Origin of the sequence: Staphylococcus sp. HMSC62A08 (assembly GCF_001839105.1) — a bacterium.
GTDB classification, from domain to species: domain Bacteria; phylum Bacillota; class Bacilli; order Staphylococcales; family Staphylococcaceae; genus Staphylococcus; species Staphylococcus caprae.
The window spans coordinates 96870-119528 of record NZ_KV840031.1; the positions used below are offsets into that span (position 1 = coordinate 96870).

Sequence of the window (22659 nt, forward strand, 5' to 3'; positions counted from 1 at the left end):
TTGAATATTGAAGAATTTGACTATCATTTGCCAGAATCTTTAATTGCTCAAACACCCTTAAAAAATAGAGACCAGAGTCGTTTGCTTGTGCTTCAAAGAGAAACTGGTGAAATGGCTCACCTTCATTTTAAGGATGTTATAGATTATTTGAATCCTGGTGATACGTTAGTTCTAAACGATACACGTGTGATGCCGGCACGTCTCTTCGGTTTAAAAGAAGAGACCGGCGCCAAAGTTGAAATGCTAATGCTCACTCAAATCGAAGGTAACGATTGGGAAGTTTTGCTAAAACCAGCTAAAAGAATTAAAGTTGGGAATCGTTTAAGTTTTGGTGATGGTAAGATTGTTGCTGAATGCGTTAAAGAATTAGAGCAGGGTGGACGTATTATGCGTTTACATTATGAGGGTATATTACAGGAACGTTTAGATGAGCTAGGTGAAATGCCACTTCCACCATATATCAAAGAGCGTTTAGATGATCCAGACCGTTATCAAACAGTTTATGCTAAAGAGAGTGGATCAGCTGCTGCTCCGACTGCAGGACTTCATTTCACGGAAGCGTTACTTGATCAAATTAAAGCTAAAGGGGTAAATATAACATTTATTACCTTGCATGTAGGTTTAGGCACTTTCCGTCCAGTTAGTGTAGATAATATTGACGATCATGAAATGCATAGTGAATATTATCAAATGACGAGTGAAACTGCAGAATTATTGAATCAGACAAGAGCGAATGGAAAGAGAATCATTTCTGTAGGAACTACTTCTACTCGTACTTTAGAAACAATACGACGTGACCATGAGCAATTTGTTGAGAAAAGTGGATGGACTGATATCTTTATTTACCCGGGATTTGAATATAAAGCAATTGACGGTTTAATTACTAATTTCCATTTACCGAAATCTACATTAGTCATGTTAGTCTCTGCTTTCAGTACGAGAGATAATATTTTAAACGCATATCAAACAGCAGTTGAAATGAAATATAGATTCTTTAGTTTTGGAGATGCAATGTTAATTATTTAATAGAATGTGAGGTTTAACATATGCCTGCAGTAACTTATGAGCATATAAAAACATGTAAACAATCAGGAGCAAGATTAGGTATCGTACATACACCACATGGTTCTTTTGAAACACCAATGTTTATGCCTGTTGGTACGAAAGCTACTGTTAAAACAATGAGTCCTGAGGAATTAAGAGAGATTGAAGCAAAAATTATTTTAGGAAACACATATCATTTGTGGTTGCAACCTGGAAATGATATCATCAAGCGTGCTGGGGGACTGCATCAATTCATGAATTGGGACGGTCCGATACTAACTGATTCTGGTGGATTTCAAGTTTTCAGTTTAAGCAATTTACGTAAAATATCTGAAGAAGGTGTAGAATTTAGACACCATACGAATGGGTCAAAACTATTTCTTAGTCCTGAGAAATCAATGCAAATTCAAAATGATCTAGGTTCAGATATCATGATGGCATTTGATGAATGCCCGCCAATGCCTTCTGAATACGATTATGTGAAAAATTCAATTGAAAGAACAACACGATGGGCTGAAAGATGTTTAAAGGCACATCAACGTCCTGAAGACCAAGCTTTATTTGGTATTATTCAAGGCGGAGAATATAAAGATTTACGTGAACAAAGTGCGAGAGAACTTGTTGATCTTGACTTTCCTGGATATGCCATTGGTGGTTTATCTGTAGGGGAGCCTAAACCAGTTATGTATGAAATGGTTGAACATACAGAGCAATTTATGCCTAAAGACAAACCAAGATACCTTATGGGCGTTGGTTCACCTGATGCACTTATAGAATGTAGTATCAGAGGTATGGATATGTTTGATTGCGTTTTGCCTACTAGAATCGCTAGAAACGGTACATGTATGACGTCTAATGGACGTGTAGTGATCAAAAATGCGAAATATGCTGATGATTTAGGACCTTTAGATGAACATTGTGATTGTTATACATGTCGCAATTATTCAAGAGCCTATATCAGACATTTAATCAAAGCGGAAGAGACTTTTGGTATCCGTCTTACTACTATTCATAATTTACATTTTCTGCTAAAATTAATGGAAGATATAAGACAAGCCATTCGAGAAGACCGTCTTTTAGATTTCAAAGACGAGTTCTTTGAACAGTATGGATTAAATGTAGAAAACCCTAAAAACTTTTAAAGAGGAGAATTAACAATGGGCCAATTTGCATCATTAATTTTGCCGATTCTATTATTGGCAGTTATGTGGTTCTTTTTAATTAGACCACAACAAAAGCGTGCTAAAGCACATCGTGAAATGATTAGCCGTGTAGAATCAGGTCAAAAGGTTACTACAATCGGTGGTATTAAAGGAACTGTTAAATCTGTAGATGAAACTACAGTTGTGATCACAGTAAATGGTCATGGTACGGAAATGACTTTCGAGAAACCAGCCATTAAACAAGTAGATCCTTCATAAAACATAAGTCATTTTGACAAAGTTGGAACTCAAGTTATTGAGTTCCTTTTTTTCATTTAATTATGATGTTTTAATGACAAAACTCCATTCTTTTAGCCAACAATTTCACTATTAAGTGTAGTATGTTAATATAGATAGGTCGTTAAAGTGAACGTAATATCATTTTAACTTGCATGATAATTTATTCATCGAGTATTCTAAATACATAAGTAAATAATGAGGTGTTCATGTGAAGAAAAGTAGTAGATTAGTTGCATTCATACTCCTCGTAGTTCTATTGTTTGCTGGAATGGGACTAACGTATAAGAATGTAGTTAAAAATGTTAATTTAGGACTTGATTTGCAAGGTGGTTTCGAAGTACTTTTCCAAGTTGATCCTTTACATAAAGGTGAGAAGATAGATAAGAAAGCACTTCAAGCTACATCTCAAACACTTGAAAGTCGTGTTAACGTCTTAGGTGTTTCAGAGCCTAAAATTCAAATTGAAGACCCTAATCGTATTCGTGTTCAATTAGCGGGTATTAAAGACCAAGCACAAGCACGAAAAATGTTATCAACGCAAGCCAATTTAACAATTAGGGATGCAGAAGACCATGTTCTTATGTCTGGTTCAGATATTAAACAAGGTTCAGCAAAACAAGAATTTAAACAAGAAACAAATCAACCAACTGTTACATTTAAAGTTAAAAGTAAAGATAAATTTAAAAAAGTCACTGAAAAGATTTCAAAAAAACGTGACAATGTAATGGTCGTTTGGATGGATTTCAAAAAAGGTGATAGCTACAAAAAAGAGGCTAAAAAACAGCAAGAAGGTAAAGAACCTAAATATGTCTCAGCAGCAAATGTAGATCAACCTATTAATTCAGACAGTGTTGAAATTTCTGGTGGATTCAATGGTAAAAAAGGTGTAAAAGAAGCTAAGCAAATTTCTGAGCTATTGAATGCTGGTTCATTACCTGTAGATCTTAAAGAAATTTATTCAAATTCTGTAGGTGCACAGTTCGGTCAAGATGCACTCAATAAAACAATATTCGCGTCATTTATTGGTGTCGCAATTATTTATTTATTCATGTTAGGATTCTATAGATTACCTGGTTTAGTAGCGATTATCGCTCTAACTACATATATCTACTTAACATTAGTAGCGTTTAACTTTATTTCAGGTGTACTTACGTTGCCAGGACTCGCTGCGTTAGTTCTAGGTGTAGGTATGGCTGTAGATGCTAATATTATTATGTACGAACGGATAAAAGACGAACTTAGAATAGGACGAACGCTTAAACAAGCTTATTCTAAAGCTAATAAGAGTTCATTCTTAACTATCTTTGACTCCAACCTTACAACAGTTATCGCCGCAGCAGTATTATTCTTCTTCGGTGAAAGCTCAGTTAAAGGTTTCGCAACAATGCTCTTACTAGGTATCTTGATGATATTTGTCACTGCCGTCTTCTTATCTCGTGGTCTTTTAAATTTATTAGTATCATCTAATTTCTTCAAGAAACAATACTGGTTATTCGGTGTTAAGAAGAAAGACCGTCATGATATGAACGATGGTAAAGATGTTCATGATCTTAAGACCTCATTTGAAAAATGGAACTTTGTTAAGTTAGCGAAACCGCTTATCGCATTAAGTATATTAATCGTCGTAGTTGGTTTAGTTATTTTAGCAGTCTTTAAACTTAACTTAGGTATCGATTTCTCATCTGGTACAAGAGCTGATATTAATGCGAAACAACCTTTAACACAAACTAAAGTTGAAAAAGCTGTTAAAGATGTAGGTTTAGAACCAGATCAAATTCAAATTAATGGTAGCAGCAATAAAGGAGCTACAGTACAATTCAAAAAAGATTTATCACGTGCTGAAGATAATAAATTGAGTGATAAAATCAAATCTGAATTTGGCGATACACCTCAAATCAATACCGTATCTCCATTAATTGGTCAGGAATTAGCCAAAAACGCAATTACTGCACTTATATTAGCGTCATTAGGTATCATTATTTATGTATCATTACGCTTCGAATGGCGAATGGGCTTATCTGCTGTACTTGCCTTATTACATGATGTTTTTATTATCGTTGCGGTATTTAGCTTATTCAGAATTGAAGTCGACCTTACATTTATCGCTGCTGTCTTAACGATTGTAGGTTATTCAATCAATGATACGATTGTTACATTTGACCGAGTAAGGGAGAACTTACACAAACTTAAAGTCATTACAAGTCCTGAACAAATTGACGATATGGTCAATCGCTCAATTAGACAAACAATGACAAGATCAATTAATACAGTGTTAACTGTAGTTGTTGTAGTTGTGGCAATCCTCATTTTTGGTGCGCCAACAATCTTTAACTTCTCATTAGCATTATTAATTGGTTTAATCTCAGGTGTATTCTCATCTGTATTCATAGCTGTGCCTTTATGGGGCATCATGAAAAAACGTCAATTGAAAAAATCTCCAAATCATAAGCTAAAAGTATACAAAGAGAAGAAATCTAACGACGAAAAAATATTAGTATAATTCCCAATTTATCTGCCAATAGAGCACATCGCTTTATTGGCAGTTTTTTTATGTAAATTTTCAAACCACAACGGGTTGTACTTTTTATTTTATTTAAATTTCGGTATAATGACTTTTGGAAATGAGGACGATTGTTATGATTAAACCTAAATATAATTGGGATTTAGCTGAACCAACTGAATACATAACAGAAGAACTTGCAAAGGAACTCAAACTTTCTCCGATAGTCAAAAAGGTTTTAGAGAGTAAAAATTTAGTACAAGAAGAAATGATTCAAGATGTACTACAAGATAAAATCATTAATCATGATCCTTGGGCGCTCAGTGATATGCAAAAAGCAGTAGATCGTATTAATTTAGCTATTGATAAAAGTGAGCGTATTTTAGTATATGGTGATTATGATGCTGATGGTGTGACTTCAACCACTATACTTGTTAATACGCTGAGTCAATTAGGCGCGCAAGTAGGATGGTATATTCCTAACCGCTTTAGTGAAGGATATGGTCCAAACGCACTTGCTTTTCAAAATGCATATGAAGAGGGCACGTCACTTATCATCACTGTTGATAATGGTATCCAAGGGCACGAAGAGATAAAAATGGTGCAAGACTTAGGGGTAGATGTGATTGTGACCGACCATCACGAAATAGGTCGCACTTTACCTGAAGCTTATGCGATTGTACATCCCATGCATCCTGAGTTTAGTTATCCTTTTCAATATTTATGTGGTGCTGGAGTGGTGTACAAACTTGCACAAGCTTTAATAAGTCATCCACCTCAACAATTTCTAGCGCTAGCAGCTATAGGGACTATTGCAGACTTAGTATCCCTCACTGATGAGAATCGTTCTATCGTTAAACAAGGTCTAAATATACTTAATAACAATGCACCTGTGTCTATTCAAGCCATATTAAAGCAGGCTGGATATAACGATAATATCAACGAAGAAACGATTGGTTTTATCATCGGACCGAGATTAAATGCTGTAGGACGTTTAGAAGATGCGTCGCTTGCTGCTGAATTATTAATGTCAGAAGAGATAGAAGAAGCAGAATTTTTAGCTGAACAAGTCGAACATTTTAATCAAGAAAGAAAAGACATCGTTTCTGAGATTACTGAAGAAGCATTAGCATTAGCTGAAGAACAAGTTCAACAAGGACATTTATTCTTATTATTAGCGAAAGAGAATTGGCATGAGGGTGTATTAGGTATTGTGGCTTCTAAAGTTGTCGAAACATACGCTTTACCCACGCTGATACTAAACATTGATTTAGAACAAAATCATGCCAAAGGGTCTGCGCGTTCGATAGATCAAGTATCTATGTTCGAGATTTTAAATGCACACCAAGATTTAATTTCAAAATTTGGTGGTCATCATATGGCTGCTGGAATGACTATGGATATTGAGAATATCGATGAACTGCGCAAAGGATTAAATGACTGGATGCGTCAACTTGCTGAAACGACATCATTAGAACCAAGAAAGCATGTTGATGTTTTACTTGATGAAAGAGAAATTTCTGTTAAAAATATTCGAGACATTCAAAGACTACGTCCATTTGGTACAGATTTTAATAGCCCAACATTTGAACTCAAAGATTTAAATGTACAGTCTATCAAAGCGATAGGCCAAGATGGGAAACATTTGAAATTATCACTCGGTGAAAATCAAATCGCAGCACTCTATTGGAGTAATGGACACCTTGCAAATGAATTAGAAATAGGGCAACCTGTTAACTTAATAGGACAATTACAAATCAATGAATGGAATGGCAATCAATCGCCACAGCTTATTATTCAAGATATAGCTATGGAAACACTACAGATTTTAGACTATCGTAGTAAACGTAAGCATTATCAATTTTCAGAAGATGATGTGAATACTGCCTATGTCATTCATCCTAGAAAAGAAAAAACAACAAATCATCATTATCATTATGGTGAGGATATTTCGACAAATTATGATAAAGTCGTATTTAGAGATTTGCCAAATACGATGGATGAAATTAAGCAAACATTAAATCAATTACAATTATCTCAACTTTATCTTGTCTTACAACACGAGCAGTCAATCTATTTTGAAGGTATGCCAAGCAAAGATCTTTTCAAAAATTGTTATAAAGCATTAATTAATAAAAAGGAAACAAACCTCGTTGAAGAGGGTATGATGTTATGTGAATATTTAAAAGTTAAGCCTGAATTACTTAAATTTATGCTTAAAGTATTCAAAGATTTAGAATTTATTTATGATGATCAAGGAATTATTAAAATTAATAGCCAGCCAAGTAAGCAAGCTATAGAATCAAGTCATATTTATCAATTGAGACAGTCACGAATGGAAGTTGAAAAACGATTATTGTATGATGACTTTTCAAATATTAAAGAATGGATAAAATCTCAGTTAAGTTAATTTATAGGAGGAAATTTAATGGATTTAAAACAATATGTTTCAGAAGTTGAAGATTGGCCAAAACCGGGTGTGAGCTTTAAAGATATTACAACGATTATGGATAATGGTAAAGCATATGGATATGCGACTGACCAAATCGTTGAATATGCGAGAGAAAAAGAAGTAGACGTGGTTGTTGGACCGGAAGCTAGAGGATTTATTATTGGATGTCCTGTTGCTTATTCAATGGGCATTGGATTTGCTCCTGTTCGTAAAGAAGGTAAGCTACCTCGAGAAGTTATCCGTTACGAATATAGTTTAGAATATGGCACTAATATTTTAACGATGCATAAGGATGCGATTAAACCAGGTCAACGCGTGTTAATCACTGATGACTTACTCGCTACTGGAGGTACAATTGAAGCGGCGATTAAACTTGTAGAGAAGTTAGGCGGAATTGTCGTTGGTATCGCATTTATTATTGAATTAAAATATCTCCATGGTATTGAAAAAATTAAAGATTACGACGTCATGAGCCTTATTTCTTATGATGAATAGAATAAAGTCATAATTTTAGTTATATCTTGTGTTAATATGCAGTTAATACAAGGTATAACTTTTTTATTTTGAAAAATCGAAATCACCAACGTATCATTGCTACTAAATCAAGGATGATGTATTACTTCTGGTTCAACAACGTTTATTTATTTAAAAAATTGTAGTATCATAGAACTATTATTTAGATAAAAGCGAGCTACCTTATTTAAGTTAGGGGATAATATAGAGTAAATTAAATATAAGTAATTATATATTGATATAACAAGGGTATAAATTTTCTGTAATCAGAATTTTACAAATATAAAAGATTTAAATTTTCGCGAAATAAATTCAATTAAAACAAACAAGGGAGTGGGACAGAAATATAATTTAGCAAAATTATTTTCGTTGTCCCACCCCGGCAAGGATGGCTAGGATTGAAAGAAGCTTGATATAAGCGCACTTTCAATTCAGACATCTACTGCCAATATGTTAAGGAAAGCTGAGACAATTAATTATGTCTCAGCCTCTGTAAACATAAGGAATTTAAAAGTAATAAATTTGAGTGGGGTGTCTTATATTGAACAACGAATATCCATACAGTGCGGATGAGGTTCTTCATAAAGCAAAATCATATTTATCGGCAAGCGAATATGAGTATGTGCTGAAAAGTTATCATATTGCTTACGAAGCCCATCAAGGCCAGTTTCGAAAAAATGGTTTACCTTATATCATGCATCCTATTCAAGTTGCAGGGATATTAACTGAAATGAGACTTGATGGACCTACCATTGTAGCAGGCTTCTTACATGATGTAATAGAAGATACTCCTTATACATTTGAAGATGTAAAAAGCATGTTTAACGAAGAAGTCGCTAGAATTGTAGATGGCGTAACTAAACTTAAAAAGGTGAAGTACCGTTCTAAAGAAGAACAACAAGCTGAAAATCATCGTAAATTATTTATCGCTATCGCTAAAGATGTTCGAGTTATATTAGTCAAATTAGCGGACAGACTTCATAATATGAGAACTTTAAAAGCGATGCCGAGAGAGAAACAAGTTAGAATTTCAAAAGAAACACTTGAAATCTATGCGCCACTCGCACATAGATTAGGGATTAACACAATTAAATGGGAACTTGAAGATACGGCACTTAGATATATCGATAGCGTTCAATATTTCCGCATCGTTAACTTAATGAAGAAAAAGCGAAGTGAACGAGAAGCTTATATTGCTAATGCAATCAGCAAAATCGAAGCAGAAATGGATAAAATGAAACTTTCTGGAGAAATAAGTGGTAGACCTAAACACATTTATAGTATTTATCGCAAAATGATGAAACAGAAAAAACAATTTGACCAAATATTTGATTTGTTAGCCATTCGCGTTATTGTGAATTCGATAAATGATTGCTACGCCATACTTGGACTTGTTCATACTTTATGGAAACCAATGCCAGGTCGCTTTAAAGACTACATTGCTATGCCTAAACAAAATATGTACCAATCCCTTCATACTACTGTCGTTGGACCAAATGGAGATCCTCTCGAAATACAAATTAGAACCTACGAAATGCATGAAATTGCTGAACACGGTGTGGCAGCACACTGGGCTTACAAAGAAGGTAAAACAGTTAACGAGAAGACGCAAGACTTCCAAAACAAATTAAATTGGTTAAAAGAATTAGCCGAAACAGATCATACGACTACTGATGCACAAGAGTTTATGGAGTCATTAAAGTATGATTTACAAAGTGACAAAGTTTATGCCTTTACGCCAGCAAGTGATGTGATTGAATTACCTTATGGTGCAGTACCGATTGACTTTGCTTATGCTATTCATAGTGAGGTAGGCAATAAAATGATTGGCGCTAAGGTTAATGGCAAGATTGTGCCTATTGATTATGTACTTCAAACAGGGGATATTATAGAAATTCGCACAAGTAAACACTCTTATGGCCCGAGCAGAGATTGGTTGAAAATTGTTAAATCATCAAGTGCTAAGAGTAAAATCAAAAGTTTCTTTAAAAAACAAGATCGATCTTCAAATATTGAAAAAGGTAAATTCATGGTCGAGGCAGAAATTAAAGAACAAGGTTTCCGTGTCGAAGATGTTTTAACCGAAAAGAATTTAGAAGTTGTAAATGATAAATACCATTTTGCAAATGATGAAGATTTATTCGCAGCAGTAGGTTTTGGTGGTGTAACGTCTGCACAAATCGTTAATAAACTTACTGAAAGACAGAGAATTCTTGATAAACAGAAAGCTTTAAATGAAGCTCAAGAAGTCACAAAATCTGTGCCTATTAAAGAAGATATCATTACCGATAGTGGTGTTTATGTAGAAGGATTAGAAAACGTACTTATCAAGTTGTCAAAATGTTGTAATCCTATACCTGGTGATGATATTGTAGGATATATCACCAAAGGTCATGGTATTAAAGTTCATCGTACAGATTGTCCAAATATAAAGAATGAGACAGATCGATTAATCTCTGTAGAATGGGTTAAATCAAAGGATTCAACTCAACGTTATCAAGTTGATTTAGAAGTGACCGCATATGATAGAAATGGGTTACTTAATGAAGTATTGCAAGCTGTAAATTCAACAGCAGGAAGTTTAATCAAAGTTTCAGGTCGTTCTGACGTAGATAAAAATGCTGTGATAAACATTAGTGTGATGGTAAAAAATGTGAACGATGTTTTTCGCGTCGTTGAGAAAATTAAACAACTAGGTGACGTATATACAGTATCGAGAGTTTGGAACTAGAGGTGCAAAAGAAATGAAGATAATTGTACAAAGAGTTAAACATGCAAGAGTAACAAATAATGCGACCGATAATGAAATTGAAAAAGGATATTGTCTACTCGTGGGAGTAGGTAAAGACTCTACTGAAGAAGATGCCAAAATGATTGCTAAAAAAATTGCTAATGCTCGATTATTTGAGGACGAAAATGACAAATTAAATCTCAATATTCAACAAGTTGAAGGTGAAATTTTATCAGTATCACAATTTACTTTGTATGCTGATGTAAAGAAAGGTAATCGCCCTGGATTTTCAAATTCTAAAAGTCCTGACGAAGCAAAGCAACTATATGAAAAATTGAATGAGGAATTAGAATCTTATGGTTTAACAGTGAAAACAGGTGAATTTGGCACACATATGAATGTAGAAATTAATAATGATGGGCCAGTTACCATTATTTATGAAGCTCAGGATGGAAAAATTCTATGAAGAAGATAGATGAATGGTTAACGCGTCACGGTCTAAAAAATCGACTTACACTTGTTGTAGTTATAGCGTTTATTCTATTCCTTATCTTACTATTTATGTTTCTTAATCATAGTGATGAGGATTCGGGTCAAATTACGATTACTGAAAATGCCGAATTAAGAACAGGGCCTAATGCTGCATACCCTGTGATTTATAAAATAGAAAAAGGCGACAGCTTCAAAAAAGTTGATAAAAAAGGTAAATGGATTGAGGTTCAAAATCGTGCTGGAACTGAAAAAGGCTGGGTTGCCGGCTGGCATACGAATTTGAATATTCAAGCCGATAATTCAAATGCTTCTAATCCTCTCAAAGGTAAAACAATTGTACTTGATCCTGGTCATGGTGGTAGTGACCAGGGCGCATCAAGTAATACCCCTACTAAAAGTTTAGAGAAAAATTACACATTAAAAACTGCGAAAGAACTCAAAAAATTATTAGTTAAAGAAGGTGCCAAAGTCAAAATGACGCGTACCTCAGATAAATATGTATCCCTTGATGATAGAAATATTAAAGGTGATGCATTTATTAGCATACATAATGACTCTTTAGATTCCTCTAATGCCAATGGTGCAACCGTTTATTGGTTACAAGATAATCAAGAATCGCTCGCTCAAACTTTAAATTCTAATATCCAGAAAAAAGCCTTACTTACTAATAGAGGCGCGCGACAACAAAATTATCAAGTTCTTCGACAAACTGATGTACCAGCTGTACTATTAGAACTCGGATATATAAGTAATCCTACTGATGAAGCAATGATTAATGATCAACTACATAGACAGGTCGTGGAACGAGCTGTAGTAGATGGACTTAAGCAATATTTCTCATCATAGAACTTGCAAATTAAAATAAAACTCGTTATCATTATTGATGAACTTTATAAATAAAACCATTAATATTCTTGAAAGTTTAAATGAAATTGGTAGCATATCATTGCGCAGAAATACAATCCGTGGCTGAAAGATTGTACTGAGTAGTTTAAATCTTTGAACACAAGAAGAGGTACTTTAGGAAACTAATGTCGGGTGACGCACGTTAAGCGTTTTGAGTGGGTCAACGCGATTCTAGCGTTTGATCAATTAGGGTGGCAACACGGTTAATACGTCCCTTGTATAGTTTTTAACTATGCAAGGGTTTTTTATTTTTAAAAATAATGGAAAGTTATCATCTTAGTCGTAACACAGACCTATTCAATGATTATTAGCGACAAAGGAGAGGACGATATGATAAAGATTCCAAGAGGTACGCAAGATATCCTACCAGAAGATTCTGTAAAATGGCGTTACATTGAGAATAAATTAGACGAACTCATGGAAATATACAATTATAAAGAAATTCGAACACCTATATTTGAAAGTACTGAACTATTCGCTAGAGGTGTTGGTGATTCAACAGATGTTGTACAAAAAGAAATGTACACATTCCAAGATAAAGGTGACCGAAGTTTAACGTTACGTCCAGAAGGTACGGCTGCAGTCGTTCGTTCATATATCGAACATAAAATGCAAGGGCAACCGAATCAGCCAGTTAAATTGTATTATAATGGGCCGATGTTTAGATATGAACGCAAACAAAAGGGACGTTATCGTCAATTTAATCAATTTGGCGTAGAAGCAATTGGTGCAGAAAACCCATCTATAGATGCCGAAGTGTTAGCAATGGTTATGCACATTTATCAATCATTCGGATTGAAACACTTAAAGCTTGTTATTAATAGTATTGGGGATAGCGAATCTCGTAAAGAATACAACGAAGCATTAATTGAGCACTTTGAGCCAGTCATAGATACATTCTGTTCAGACTGTCAATCACGCTTACACACTAATCCAATGAGAATTTTAGATTGTAAAGTTGATAGAGATAAAGAAGCAATTAAGAATGCACCTCGCATCACTGATTATCTTAATGATGATTCTAAAGCTTACTTTGAACAAGTTAAACAACACTTAGATGACTTGAACATTCCTTATGTAGAAGATCCTAATTTAGTGCGTGGACTAGATTATTATACGCATACAGCTTTCGAAGTAATGATGGATAATCCAAATTACGATGGTGCGATTACGACACTTTGTGGAGGCGGACGTTATAATGGCCTCTTACAATTGTTAGATGGACCAAGTGAAACTGGAATAGGTTTTGCATTGAGTATCGAACGTCTATTACTTGCACTTGAAGAGGAAGACATCGAATTAGATATTGAATCAGAATTCGATTTATTTATCGTAACGATGGGTGAAGAAGCTGATCGTTATGCGGTTAAATTATTAAATGAATTACGTAAGAACGGTGTGAAAGCCGATAAAGATTATCTTAATAGAAAAATTAAGGGCCAAATGAAACAAGCAGATAGATTGAATGCGAAGTACACGATAGTGATTGGTGATCAAGAGCTTGAAAACAATTCTATTGATATTAAGCATATGGCTTCTGGTGAGTCAGAAAAAGTACAATTAGATCAATTAGTTGACTATTTTAAAGAGTAGAAAGGGAGTATTACTTTGAGTAAGAGAACAACATATTGTGGTTTAGTCACAGAAGAATTATTAAATGAAAAGGTTACTTTAAAAGGTTGGGTACACAATCGACGTGACCTAGGTGGTTTGATTTTCGTAGATTTAAGAGACCGTGAAGGTATTGTTCAAATTGTTTTTAATCCAGACTTTTCAGAAGAAGCTTTAAAAGTTGCAGAAACTGTACGTTCTGAATATGTAGTTGAAGTTGAAGGTGTTGTTACAAAACGTGACGCTGAAACGGTTAACCCTAAAATTAAAACAGGACAAGTCGAAGTACAAGTTTCAAATATTGAAATTATTAACAAATCAGAGACACCACCATTTGCAATTAACGAAGAAAACGTGAATGTAGATGAAAATATCCGTTTAAAATATAGATACTTAGATTTACGTCGTCAAGAATTAGCGCAAACTTTCAAAATGAGACATCAAACAACACGTTCAATACGTCAATACTTAGATGACAATGGCTTCTTCGATATTGAAACACCAGTATTAACTAAATCTACACCTGAAGGCGCACGTGATTATCTCGTACCATCTCGTGTACATGAAGGTGAATTTTACGCATTACCACAATCACCACAATTGTTTAAACAACTCTTAATGATTAGTGGATTCGATAAATATTATCAAATTGTTAAATGTTTCCGTGATGAAGATTTACGTGCAGACCGCCAACCTGAATTTACACAAGTTGATATTGAAATGAGCTTTGTTGATCAAGAAGATGTCATTTCAATGGGCGAAGAAATGTTACGTAAAGTGGTTAAGGACGTTAAAGGCATTGATGTTCCAGCTCCGTTTCCACGTATGACATATGCTGAAGCAATGGATCGTTATGGTTCAGATAAACCTGATACACGTTTGATATGGAACTTATCAACGTATCTCAATTAGGTAAAGACATGGATTTCAAAGTCTTTAAAGATACTGTCGAAAATGACGGCGAAATTAAGGCAATTGTAGCTGAAGACGCTGCTGACAAATATACACGTAAAGACATGGATGCACTAACTGAATTCGTTAATATCTACGGTGCTAAAGGTTTAGCGTGGGTTAAAGTCGTTGAAGATGGATTAAGTGGTCCAATTGCTCGTTTCTTCGAAGATGCAAACGTTGAAACACTTAAAGAACTTACAGGTGCTAAACCAGGTGACTTAGTGATGTTTGTTGCTGACAAACCAAGTGTAGTTGCGCAAAGTTTAGGCGCATTACGTATCAAACTTGCTAAAGAACTAGGACTTATTGATGAATCTAAATTAAACTTCTTATGGGTTACAGATTGGCCACTTCTTGAATATGATGAAGATGCGAAACGTTATGTTGCTGCTCACCATCCATTCACATCACCTAAACAAGAGGATATAGCTAAGTTAGATTCAGAACCTGAAAATGCTCAAGCAAATGCTTATGATATTGTATTAAACGGTTATGAGCTTGGAGGCGGTTCAATCAGAATTCACGATGGTGAATTACAACAAAAAATGTTTGAAGTCTTAGGCTTTTCAGCTGAACAAGCACAAGAACAATTCGGTTTCTTACTTGATGCATTTAAATATGGTGCACCACCACATGGCGGTATTGCACTAGGATTAGATAGACTTGTGATGCTACTCACAAACAGAACAAACCTAAGAGACACAATCGCATTCCCTAAAACAGCATCAGCAACATGCCTACTCACAGACGCACCAGGCCAAGTCTCAGACAAACAACTCCAAGAACTATCACTAAGAATCAGACACTAGGGCCCCGACATAGAACTTTTCGAAAGAAAAGTTTCCGGCCATGGAAGTCGGGACAAGGGGCCCCACCAAAAACATTTCGCTAAGAAATGTCAGATAGTATAAGTTTAAAAAATATCTTTATCCACGATTTTGTGGTATGATATTTTCATAAGATAGTCATCTGTGGTGTTCGTAAGTTTGCTTTTTATTTGGGCCTAACACTCTTTGATCAGGGAGCCCAATAGGTTTTCTCGCAGCGCACACGCCTCTATAGGAGGACTTGCAAAACGAGAAACAGGGCACCCACCTGTATATAGCAGGCCGAATGATCAAGCTTTTTACAACTACGGCACCTACGGACTCTATCGGTACGCAAGACTTCGGTCTTGCGTATTTTTATGTGAATTTTTACAATGAACCATATACATAATAAAATGAGCTCATAATAAAGTTAAGTTTTATAAAGGAGTAAACAATGAAACATCAATTTTCCAGAAATGAATTGGCAATTGGTCAAGAAGGTTTGGACTTATTAAGAAATAAAACAGTAGCTGTCTTAGGAGTAGGCGGCGTGGGGTCTTTTGCCGCTGAAGCACTTGCAAGAACTAATATTGGTCATATTATACTCATCGATAAAGATGATGTAGATATCACAAATGTAAACAGACAAATTCATGCATTAACTACAACGATTGGTCAAAGTAAAGTGACGTTGATGGAAGAACGTATCAAATTGATCAATCCAGAATGTAAAGTCACACCATTACATATGTTTTATACAGAAGAAACGTACGAAGAAATCTTTAATAATTACGATATTGATTACTTTATTGATGCAAGTGATACAATTATTTATAAAGTACATTTAATGAAAGAATGCCTAGAACGTGGTATTAATATGATTTCAAGTATGGGTGCCGCTAATAAAACAGATCCGACGCGTTTTGAAATTGCTGATATCTCTAAGACACACACAGATCCAATGGCTAAAGTGATTAGAAATCGTTTAAAACGACAAGGTATTCGTAAAGGTGTTAAGGTTGTCTTTTCAGATGAGAGTCCTATCGTTATACGTGAAGACGTTAAAGAAACAGTCGGGGATAAAAATGCAATCAATAGAAAAGGACAAATACCACCATCTTCTAATGCGTTTGTGCCAAGTGTTGTAGGGCTTATCTGTGCGAGTTATGTCATTAATGACATTCTTAAAGATATTCCTGTGAGACGTATTAAAGATAAAGGGCAATAAATATAAAATGAGTTAGCTTTAACTTTCAAAACAGATATTCCGAAATAAGTACTGTTAAACAGATACAATCACTTAAATCAGAATATCTTTTATGTGAAATAAAGCTAACTCTTATTTTTTGTTCAATAAATTTTCATAAACAGCTTTAAATTGCTGTTCACTTTTTGACGTGGTTTTAGGTTCATAATAAATTCTATTTTTTAGCTTATCCGGTAAATATTGTTGCACGACGTGGCCATTTTCATAATTATGAGGATACTTATAACCAATGGCTCTTCCCAATTCTTTAGCACCAGAATAATGACCATCTTTCAAATAGTCTGGTATTTGACCGACTAAACCTTTTCGTATATCACTCAGAGCGCTATCAATCGCAGTAATGCCTGAATTTGATTTAGGTGATAGACAAAGCTCGATGACAGCTTGACTTAGAGGAATTCGTGCCTCCGGGAAACCTAATCGTTCTGCAGATTGAATTGCTGCTAAGGTACGTTGTCCTGCACTAGGTGATGCGAGTCCTACATCTTCATAACTAATCACTAATAAACGTCTTACAATTGTAGGTAAGTCGCCAGCTTCAATTAATCGTGCTAAATAGTGTAAAGCTGCATTAACATCGCTTCCTCTAATAGATTTTTGAAAGGCACTCATCACATCATAGTGCATATCTCCATCTTTATCGCTAACGAATGCGCCTTTTTGTAAACAATCTTTAGCATCATCTAAAGTGATATGTCGTTGATTATTTTCTTCATCAGCACTAAGTACAGCTAGTTCTAATGCATTCAAAGCACTTCTAACATCGCCTTGGCTTTGAGTTGAAAAGTATTCCATAGCATCTTCATCTACAACTGGATGATAGCTTTTGAGTCCACGGTCACTATCATCAATCGCACGATCAAGTGCAATTCTCACGTCATGATCATCTAATGGATAGAGTTCAAAAATTTGTGCCCGAGAACGTATAGCTGGATTAATTGCATGATAAGGATTAGAGGTTGTCGCACCAATCAATACAATTTTGCCATTTTCTAAGTGAGGTAAAAGAAAATCTTGTTTAGCTTTATCTAAACGATGAATTTCATCAAGGAGTAGAATGACCTGTCCTGACATTTTTGCTTCTTCGACAACCATTTGCATGTCTTTTTTTGTATTTGTAACAGCATTAAGTTGTCTAAATTTGAATTGAGTACTTCCAGATATCGCTTTGGCTATACTCGTTTTTCCAATTCCAGGTGGTCCATAAAATATCATTGATGATAATCGTTTAGTATCAACCATCCTTCTAATAATGCCTTTTGGCCCAACAAGATGCTGTTGAGAAATAATTTCATCTATATTCATAGGTCTCATTCGAGACGCTAAAGGTTCTGTACTCACATTTGTCACACCTTTCTAATATTATCTTAACGCAAAAAATGATAGAATGGGAATATATATAATTCGAATTAAGTGAGGTTATACAATGAAAATATCAACAAAAGGGAGATATGGACTAACACTTATGATTTCTCTTGCGAAAAGAGAAGGTCAAGATTGTGTATCTTTGAAGTCTATTGCTGAAGAAAATAAATTAAGTGATTTATATCTTGAACAATTAGTCGGCCCTTTAAGAAATGCTGGATTAATTCGAAGTGTGCGTGGTGCTAAAGGTGGTTATCAACTTAGAGTACCAGCTGAAGAAATCACAGCAGGCGACATTATTCGCTTACTTGAAGGTCCAATCACATTTGTAGAAAGTATTGAATCTGAGCCACCTGCACAGAAACAATTATGGTTAAGAATGAGAGATGCTGTAAGAGATGTTTTAGATAACACAACTTTAAAATATCTTGCTGACTATAAAGAAACTGATGAAGATTTAGATGGATATATGTTCTATATCTAAAGGTTTCATCAGTTTCGTTTCAGTGTATTGATATTAATTTTATTACGATATCCTTTAATTTTAAAAAATTTATTTTCATATGTTTATCTTCTTTTTCAAGTGGTATTACAAATAATACATCGAGGAGGTAGTTAATATGGCAGATGAAAGTAAATTTGAACAAGCTAAAGGTAACATCAAAGAGACAATCGGAAATGCTACCAACAACGAAGAACTTGAAAGTGAAGGTCAAGAGGATAAAACTTCTGGCAAAGCGAAAGAATTCGTTGAAAATGCCAAAGATAAAGCCAATGACTTCATTGATAATTTAAAAAAATAATTTTTCAAAATTCGAAAGGAGCTATTATTTATGAGTTTCATGGATAAAGCAAAAGAAGCAGCAGAAAAATTTAAGGATAGCGATAACGAGCAAGTGAACAAAGCTAAAGATAAAATTAATGAATATACTGGTGGCGGAGACAACGACGACAAAGAAGATAAAGACGACAAATAAGTCACTTAATCATTAATACAAAAAGGAAGGGCAAACGCCCTTCCTTTTTTATATACATAATTATGATTTTAAAGCATTTTGCAAACGTTGATATGATTCTAATTGCTTATCTTGGTCATATATATAACTAATAGCCATCAATTCATCTATTTCTCCATATTCACTAATAAAGTTTTCAAGCTGTTCTTTCACAGATGTTTCTGAACCTATGAGTGAACCAGCAAAACGTTGTTGAGCTAACTCATATTCTCTCGGCGTAAGTAATCCTTTTAAATCATCAGTAGGTGGTTGGACCGCTTGCATTCTTCCTCGAGTAATACTTACCATAATTTGTGCCATTGTACTTGCTAAGTATTCTGCATGTTCATCTGTATCTGAAACGATGACGTTTAAACAAACAATCACATAAGGCTCACTTAAAACATCAGACGGTTCAAATAATTCTTTGTAGATTTGAATGGCTTCTTTCATTTGTTGAGGGGCGAAGTGTCCAGCAAATACATAAGGTAAACCTTTTCGCGCAGCTAGATGAGCAGAATCTGTTGATGAACCTAATATATAAAGAGGAACGTTCTTACCAACTGCTGGATACGCTCGTACATACGCTTGTTGGTTGCCAGGTCCGAAATATTTCTCTAATTGTTCTACTTCTTCTGGAAATTGATATACACCATGATGTTGATCTCGTCTCAATGCGCTTGCAGTCATCATATCCGTACCAGGCGCACGTCCTAATCCTAAATCGACACGACGAGGGAACATTGTCTCCATCGTACCAAATTGTTCAGCTACAATTAGTGGGGCATGGTTAGGAAGCATAATTCCTCCAGAACCAACTTTAATATTTTTAGTATGTTCTAAAGTATGTTGAATCAGTAACGCTGTAGCGGAGCTAACTAAGTTTGGTGCATTATGATGTTCAGCAATCCAATAGCGTTCATACCCTAAATCATCTAAACCTTGCGCTAAATTAACCATATCATTGATTGCATCTTGATCATTTTGACCTTCTCTAATTGGTACAAGATTTAAAGCTGATAATTTAATATCTTTCATTTTTTAGCTTCCTTTCATGTCATTTTAATAATTGAAGTATAACAGTCAGATCTTAATCACAATATTTATATGCTCATGCATAGATAATGATTATTTTCAAAAATGAATTTAGCAAAGAATCATACATCGAAAAGATACCTAAATAAATGTTAAAATAATTCTAAATTATAACCATACTTACAAAAACAGAATGGTAGAAAAAAGCAATGATTGGTGCTATTATAGGAACATTGATAAATTGACGAGGAGTGTCTATACATGGAAGTTTATGCAGATTATGCCGCGACCACACCAGTGAAACCTGAAGTCGTTGATGCAATGATGGAAATTTATAAGAATCATTATGGTAATCCATCTTCTATTCACTTAATAGGTAGAGATGCTAGAAAATATCTAGACCAGTCGCGTCGTAAAGTCGCGCAATTAGTAGGTGCTAAACCGAGTGAAGTGATTTTTACAAGTGGCGCAACGGAATCAAATAATACTGCAATCAAAGGATTAGTTAAAGCCAATGAACAGTTAGGAAATCATATCATTACTTCTAAAATTGAACATCATTCTGTGTTACATGTATTTGAACAACTTGAACGTGAAGGTTATGACGTAACGTATTTAGATGTTGATGATACAGGGGCTGTTGATTTAGATCAATTACGCGATACGATTACTGATAAAACGATTTTAGTGTCTATTATGTTTGTAAATAATGAAATTGGAACAGTACAAAATATGTATGATATTGAAGATATTATTGCCGATTCTAATGCGTTAATCCATGTTGACGCAGTGCAAGCAATCGGACATTTAGATATAGACTTTCATGACTTTAAAATAGACACTATGAGTATCACAGGTCATAAATTTGGTGGACCTAAAGGTGCCGGTATCTTACTAGTTAAAGAAAACACGCCAATAGAATTTAATCAGTTAGGCGGAGAACAAGAGACTAAACGTCGCGCAGGTACAGAAAATGTACCTCAAATTGTAGGCCTTACTAAAGCTTTAGAATTAGCCGTGGAGAATCGAGATGCGAACAATGTTCATTTGATGAATCTAAAGGAATTATTCTTAGTGAGTTTACAAGAACGTGCCATTCCATTCGAATTGAATGGTTCAATGACAGATTCAACAGGGCATATTTTAAATCTCTATTTCCCATTTATAGATGTGGAAACAATGTTAACATTACTAGATTTAGCAAATGTTTATGTCTCTTCTGGTTCTGCATGTACAGCTGGGTCAACAACACCATCACATGTACTTGCTGCAATGTTCGAAGATGAAGAACGTGCGAAACATTCTGTGAGATTTAGCTTTAATGAAGAAATGACTGAACAACAAATTAAATATATAGTAGCTGAAATTCATAAAATTTATCATAAATTTAAGGAGGAATCATAGTGTCTAATGAAGATATACGAGTAGTTGTCGGTATGTCAGGTGGCGTTGATAGCTCAGTAACGGCCTATCTTTTAAAAGAACAAGGTTACGATGTTATTGGAATTTTCATGAAGAATTGGGACGACACAGACGAAAATGGTGTATGTACTGCAACTGAAGATTACAACGATGTCATCGCTGTATGTAACCAAATTGGCATACCTTATTATGCTGTTAATTTTGAAGAAGAATATTGGGATAAAGTCTTCACATATTTCTTAGATGAATATAAAAAAGGTCGAACACCAAATCCAGATGTGATGTGTAATAAAGAAATTAAATTCAAAGCATTCCTAGAACATGCATTGAAATTAGGCGCTGATTATGTAGCAACAGGCCATTATGCACGCATTCGTCGTCACGAAGATGGACATGTTGAAATGTTGCGAGGCGTAGATAATAATAAAGATCAAACTTATTTCTTGAATCAATTGTCTCAAGAACAACTATCCAAAGTTATGTTCCCAATTGGTGATATTGAAAAAAGTGAAGTACGTCGAATTGCTGAAGAACAAGATTTAGCAACAGCTAAAAAGAAAGATTCTACGGGTATTTGTTTCATAGGAGAAAGAAACTTTAAAGAATTCTTATCTCAATATTTACCTGCGCAATCAGGAGATATGGTAACGCTAGATGGTAAAAAGATGGGGCAACATAGTGGTTTAATGTACTATACCATTGGACAACGTCATGGACTAGGTATTGGCGGTGACGGCGATCCGTGGTTTGTTGTTGGTAAAAACTTAGATGACAATGTGCTTTATGTTGAACAAGGATTCCATCATGATGCGTTATATAGTGATTATCTTGTAGCATCAGATTATTCATTTGTTAATGAAGACGAAATTAATTTAGAACAAGGATTCGAATGTACTGCGAAATTCCGTTATCGTCAAAAGGACACGAAAGTGTTTGTGCAACGTGAAAATGAAAATTCAATACGCGTTACATTTGATCAACCTGTACGTGCAATCACACCAGGACAAGCAGTCGTATTTTATAATGGAGAAGTTTGTTTAGGTGGCGCAACTATCGATGATGTATATAAGAATGAAGGTCAATTAAGTTATGTAGTTTAAAGTATGAATACCGTTAATTCA

At 34.7% G+C, this 22659-nt stretch carries 18 protein-coding genes, 1 other RNA gene and 1 pseudogene; 18 read left to right on the forward strand and 2 right to left on the reverse strand.

Annotation, left to right across the window (positions count from 1 at the left end; all coding sequences use genetic code 11):
* The 13 genes and pseudogenes from queA (at position 1) to HMPREF3264_RS04270 (ending at position 16682) form a co-directional block, all read left to right on the forward strand.
* Positions 1-1026, forward strand: coding sequence for a tRNA preQ1(34) S-adenosylmethionine ribosyltransferase-isomerase QueA (gene queA / locus HMPREF3264_RS04210; RefSeq protein WP_070872024.1), 1026 nt, complete (start codon positions 1-3; stop codon positions 1024-1026).
* A 20-nt stretch (positions 1027-1046) separates the two neighbouring features.
* Positions 1047-2186: a tRNA guanosine(34) transglycosylase Tgt gene (gene tgt / locus HMPREF3264_RS04215; RefSeq protein WP_070872025.1), complete on the forward strand. Its 1140-nt coding sequence runs from the start codon at positions 1047-1049 to the stop codon at positions 2184-2186.
* A 15-nt stretch (positions 2187-2201) separates the two neighbouring features.
* Positions 2202-2465 carry a preprotein translocase subunit YajC gene (gene yajC, locus HMPREF3264_RS04220; protein ID WP_002443260.1) on the forward strand — a complete coding sequence of 88 codons (264 nt, stop codon included), beginning with the start codon at positions 2202-2204 and terminating at the stop codon, positions 2463-2465.
* Between the two features lie 229 nt (positions 2466-2694).
* Positions 2695-4986 (forward strand): protein translocase subunit SecDF, encoded by a 2292-nt coding sequence (gene secDF, locus HMPREF3264_RS04225; RefSeq protein ID WP_070872026.1) that lies wholly within the window; start codon positions 2695-2697, stop codon positions 4984-4986.
* A gap of 136 nt (positions 4987-5122) precedes the next feature.
* A complete protein-coding gene (gene recJ / locus HMPREF3264_RS04230) occupies positions 5123-7396 on the forward strand; it encodes a single-stranded-DNA-specific exonuclease RecJ (RefSeq protein WP_070872027.1) in 2274 nt (757 codons plus the stop codon).
* 18 nt (positions 7397-7414) lie between these two features.
* Entirely contained in the window at positions 7415-7933 is a 519-nt protein-coding gene (locus HMPREF3264_RS04235; RefSeq protein WP_002443255.1) for an adenine phosphoribosyltransferase, read from the forward strand.
* Between the two features lie 559 nt (positions 7934-8492).
* Entirely contained in the window at positions 8493-10682 is a 2190-nt protein-coding gene (locus tag HMPREF3264_RS04240) for a RelA/SpoT family protein (RefSeq protein ID WP_037541489.1), read from the forward strand.
* Between the two features lie 13 nt (positions 10683-10695).
* Positions 10696-11148 carry a D-aminoacyl-tRNA deacylase gene (dtd, locus tag HMPREF3264_RS04245; protein ID WP_070872028.1) on the forward strand — a complete coding sequence of 151 codons (453 nt, stop codon included), beginning with the start codon at positions 10696-10698 and terminating at the stop codon, positions 11146-11148.
* Positions 11145-12020: an N-acetylmuramoyl-L-alanine amidase family protein gene (locus HMPREF3264_RS04250; RefSeq protein WP_044466737.1), complete on the forward strand. Its 876-nt coding sequence runs from the start codon at positions 11145-11147 to the stop codon at positions 12018-12020. The genes dtd and HMPREF3264_RS04250 overlap by 4 nt, the downstream gene beginning before the upstream one ends.
* Positions 12021-12410: 390 nt before the next feature.
* Positions 12411-13673 (forward strand): histidine--tRNA ligase, encoded by a 1263-nt coding sequence (gene hisS, locus HMPREF3264_RS04255; protein ID WP_070872029.1) that lies wholly within the window; start codon positions 12411-12413, stop codon positions 13671-13673.
* A 15-nt stretch (positions 13674-13688) separates the two neighbouring features.
* Positions 13689-15454 (forward strand): annotated as a pseudogene (aspS, locus tag HMPREF3264_RS04260) (aspartate--tRNA ligase).
* Positions 15455-15608: 154 nt separating this feature from the next.
* Positions 15609-15799: non-coding RNA, 6S RNA (ssrS, locus tag HMPREF3264_RS04265), on the forward strand.
* A gap of 109 nt (positions 15800-15908) precedes the next feature.
* Complete coding sequence (locus HMPREF3264_RS04270; RefSeq protein ID WP_002443242.1) at positions 15909-16682, forward strand: tRNA threonylcarbamoyladenosine dehydratase; 774 nt, start codon at positions 15909-15911, stop codon at positions 16680-16682.
* 111 nt (positions 16683-16793) lie between these two features.
* On the opposite strand, the gene HMPREF3264_RS04275 is transcribed toward HMPREF3264_RS04270, so the two are convergent.
* Positions 16794-18062, reverse strand: coding sequence for a replication-associated recombination protein A (locus tag HMPREF3264_RS04275; protein WP_002443239.1), 1269 nt, complete (start codon positions 18060-18062; stop codon positions 16794-16796).
* 85 nt (positions 18063-18147) lie between these two features.
* Between HMPREF3264_RS04275 and cymR the strand changes: the two genes are divergently transcribed.
* From cymR to HMPREF3264_RS12605, 3 genes are all read left to right on the forward strand, one after another.
* Positions 18148-18570, forward strand: coding sequence for a cysteine metabolism transcriptional regulator CymR (cymR, locus tag HMPREF3264_RS04280; RefSeq protein WP_070872031.1), 423 nt, complete (start codon positions 18148-18150; stop codon positions 18568-18570).
* A gap of 136 nt (positions 18571-18706) precedes the next feature.
* Positions 18707-18889 carry a CsbD family protein gene (locus HMPREF3264_RS04285; protein WP_070830997.1) on the forward strand — a complete coding sequence of 61 codons (183 nt, stop codon included), beginning with the start codon at positions 18707-18709 and terminating at the stop codon, positions 18887-18889.
* Positions 18890-18919: 30 nt separating this feature from the next.
* Positions 18920-19063: an SAS049 family protein gene (locus HMPREF3264_RS12605; protein WP_002443232.1), complete on the forward strand. Its 144-nt coding sequence runs from the start codon at positions 18920-18922 to the stop codon at positions 19061-19063.
* Positions 19064-19123: 60 nt separating this feature from the next.
* Here HMPREF3264_RS12605 and HMPREF3264_RS04290 read toward each other — a convergent pair whose 3' ends face one another.
* Positions 19124-20119 carry an LLM class flavin-dependent oxidoreductase gene (locus HMPREF3264_RS04290; protein ID WP_070872032.1) on the reverse strand — a complete coding sequence of 332 codons (996 nt, stop codon included), beginning with the start codon at positions 20117-20119 and terminating at the stop codon, positions 19124-19126.
* A 258-nt stretch (positions 20120-20377) separates the two neighbouring features.
* On the opposite strand from HMPREF3264_RS04290, the gene HMPREF3264_RS04295 reads away from it, so the two are divergent.
* Positions 20378-21520 carry a cysteine desulfurase family protein gene (locus HMPREF3264_RS04295; RefSeq protein WP_070872035.1) on the forward strand — a complete coding sequence of 381 codons (1143 nt, stop codon included), beginning with the start codon at positions 20378-20380 and terminating at the stop codon, positions 21518-21520.
* A complete protein-coding gene (mnmA, locus tag HMPREF3264_RS04300; protein ID WP_070872037.1) occupies positions 21520-22638 on the forward strand; it encodes a tRNA 2-thiouridine(34) synthase MnmA in 1119 nt (372 codons plus the stop codon). Before HMPREF3264_RS04295 ends, mnmA begins: the two co-directional genes overlap by 1 nt.
* Positions 22639-22659 lie beyond the last annotated feature (21 nt).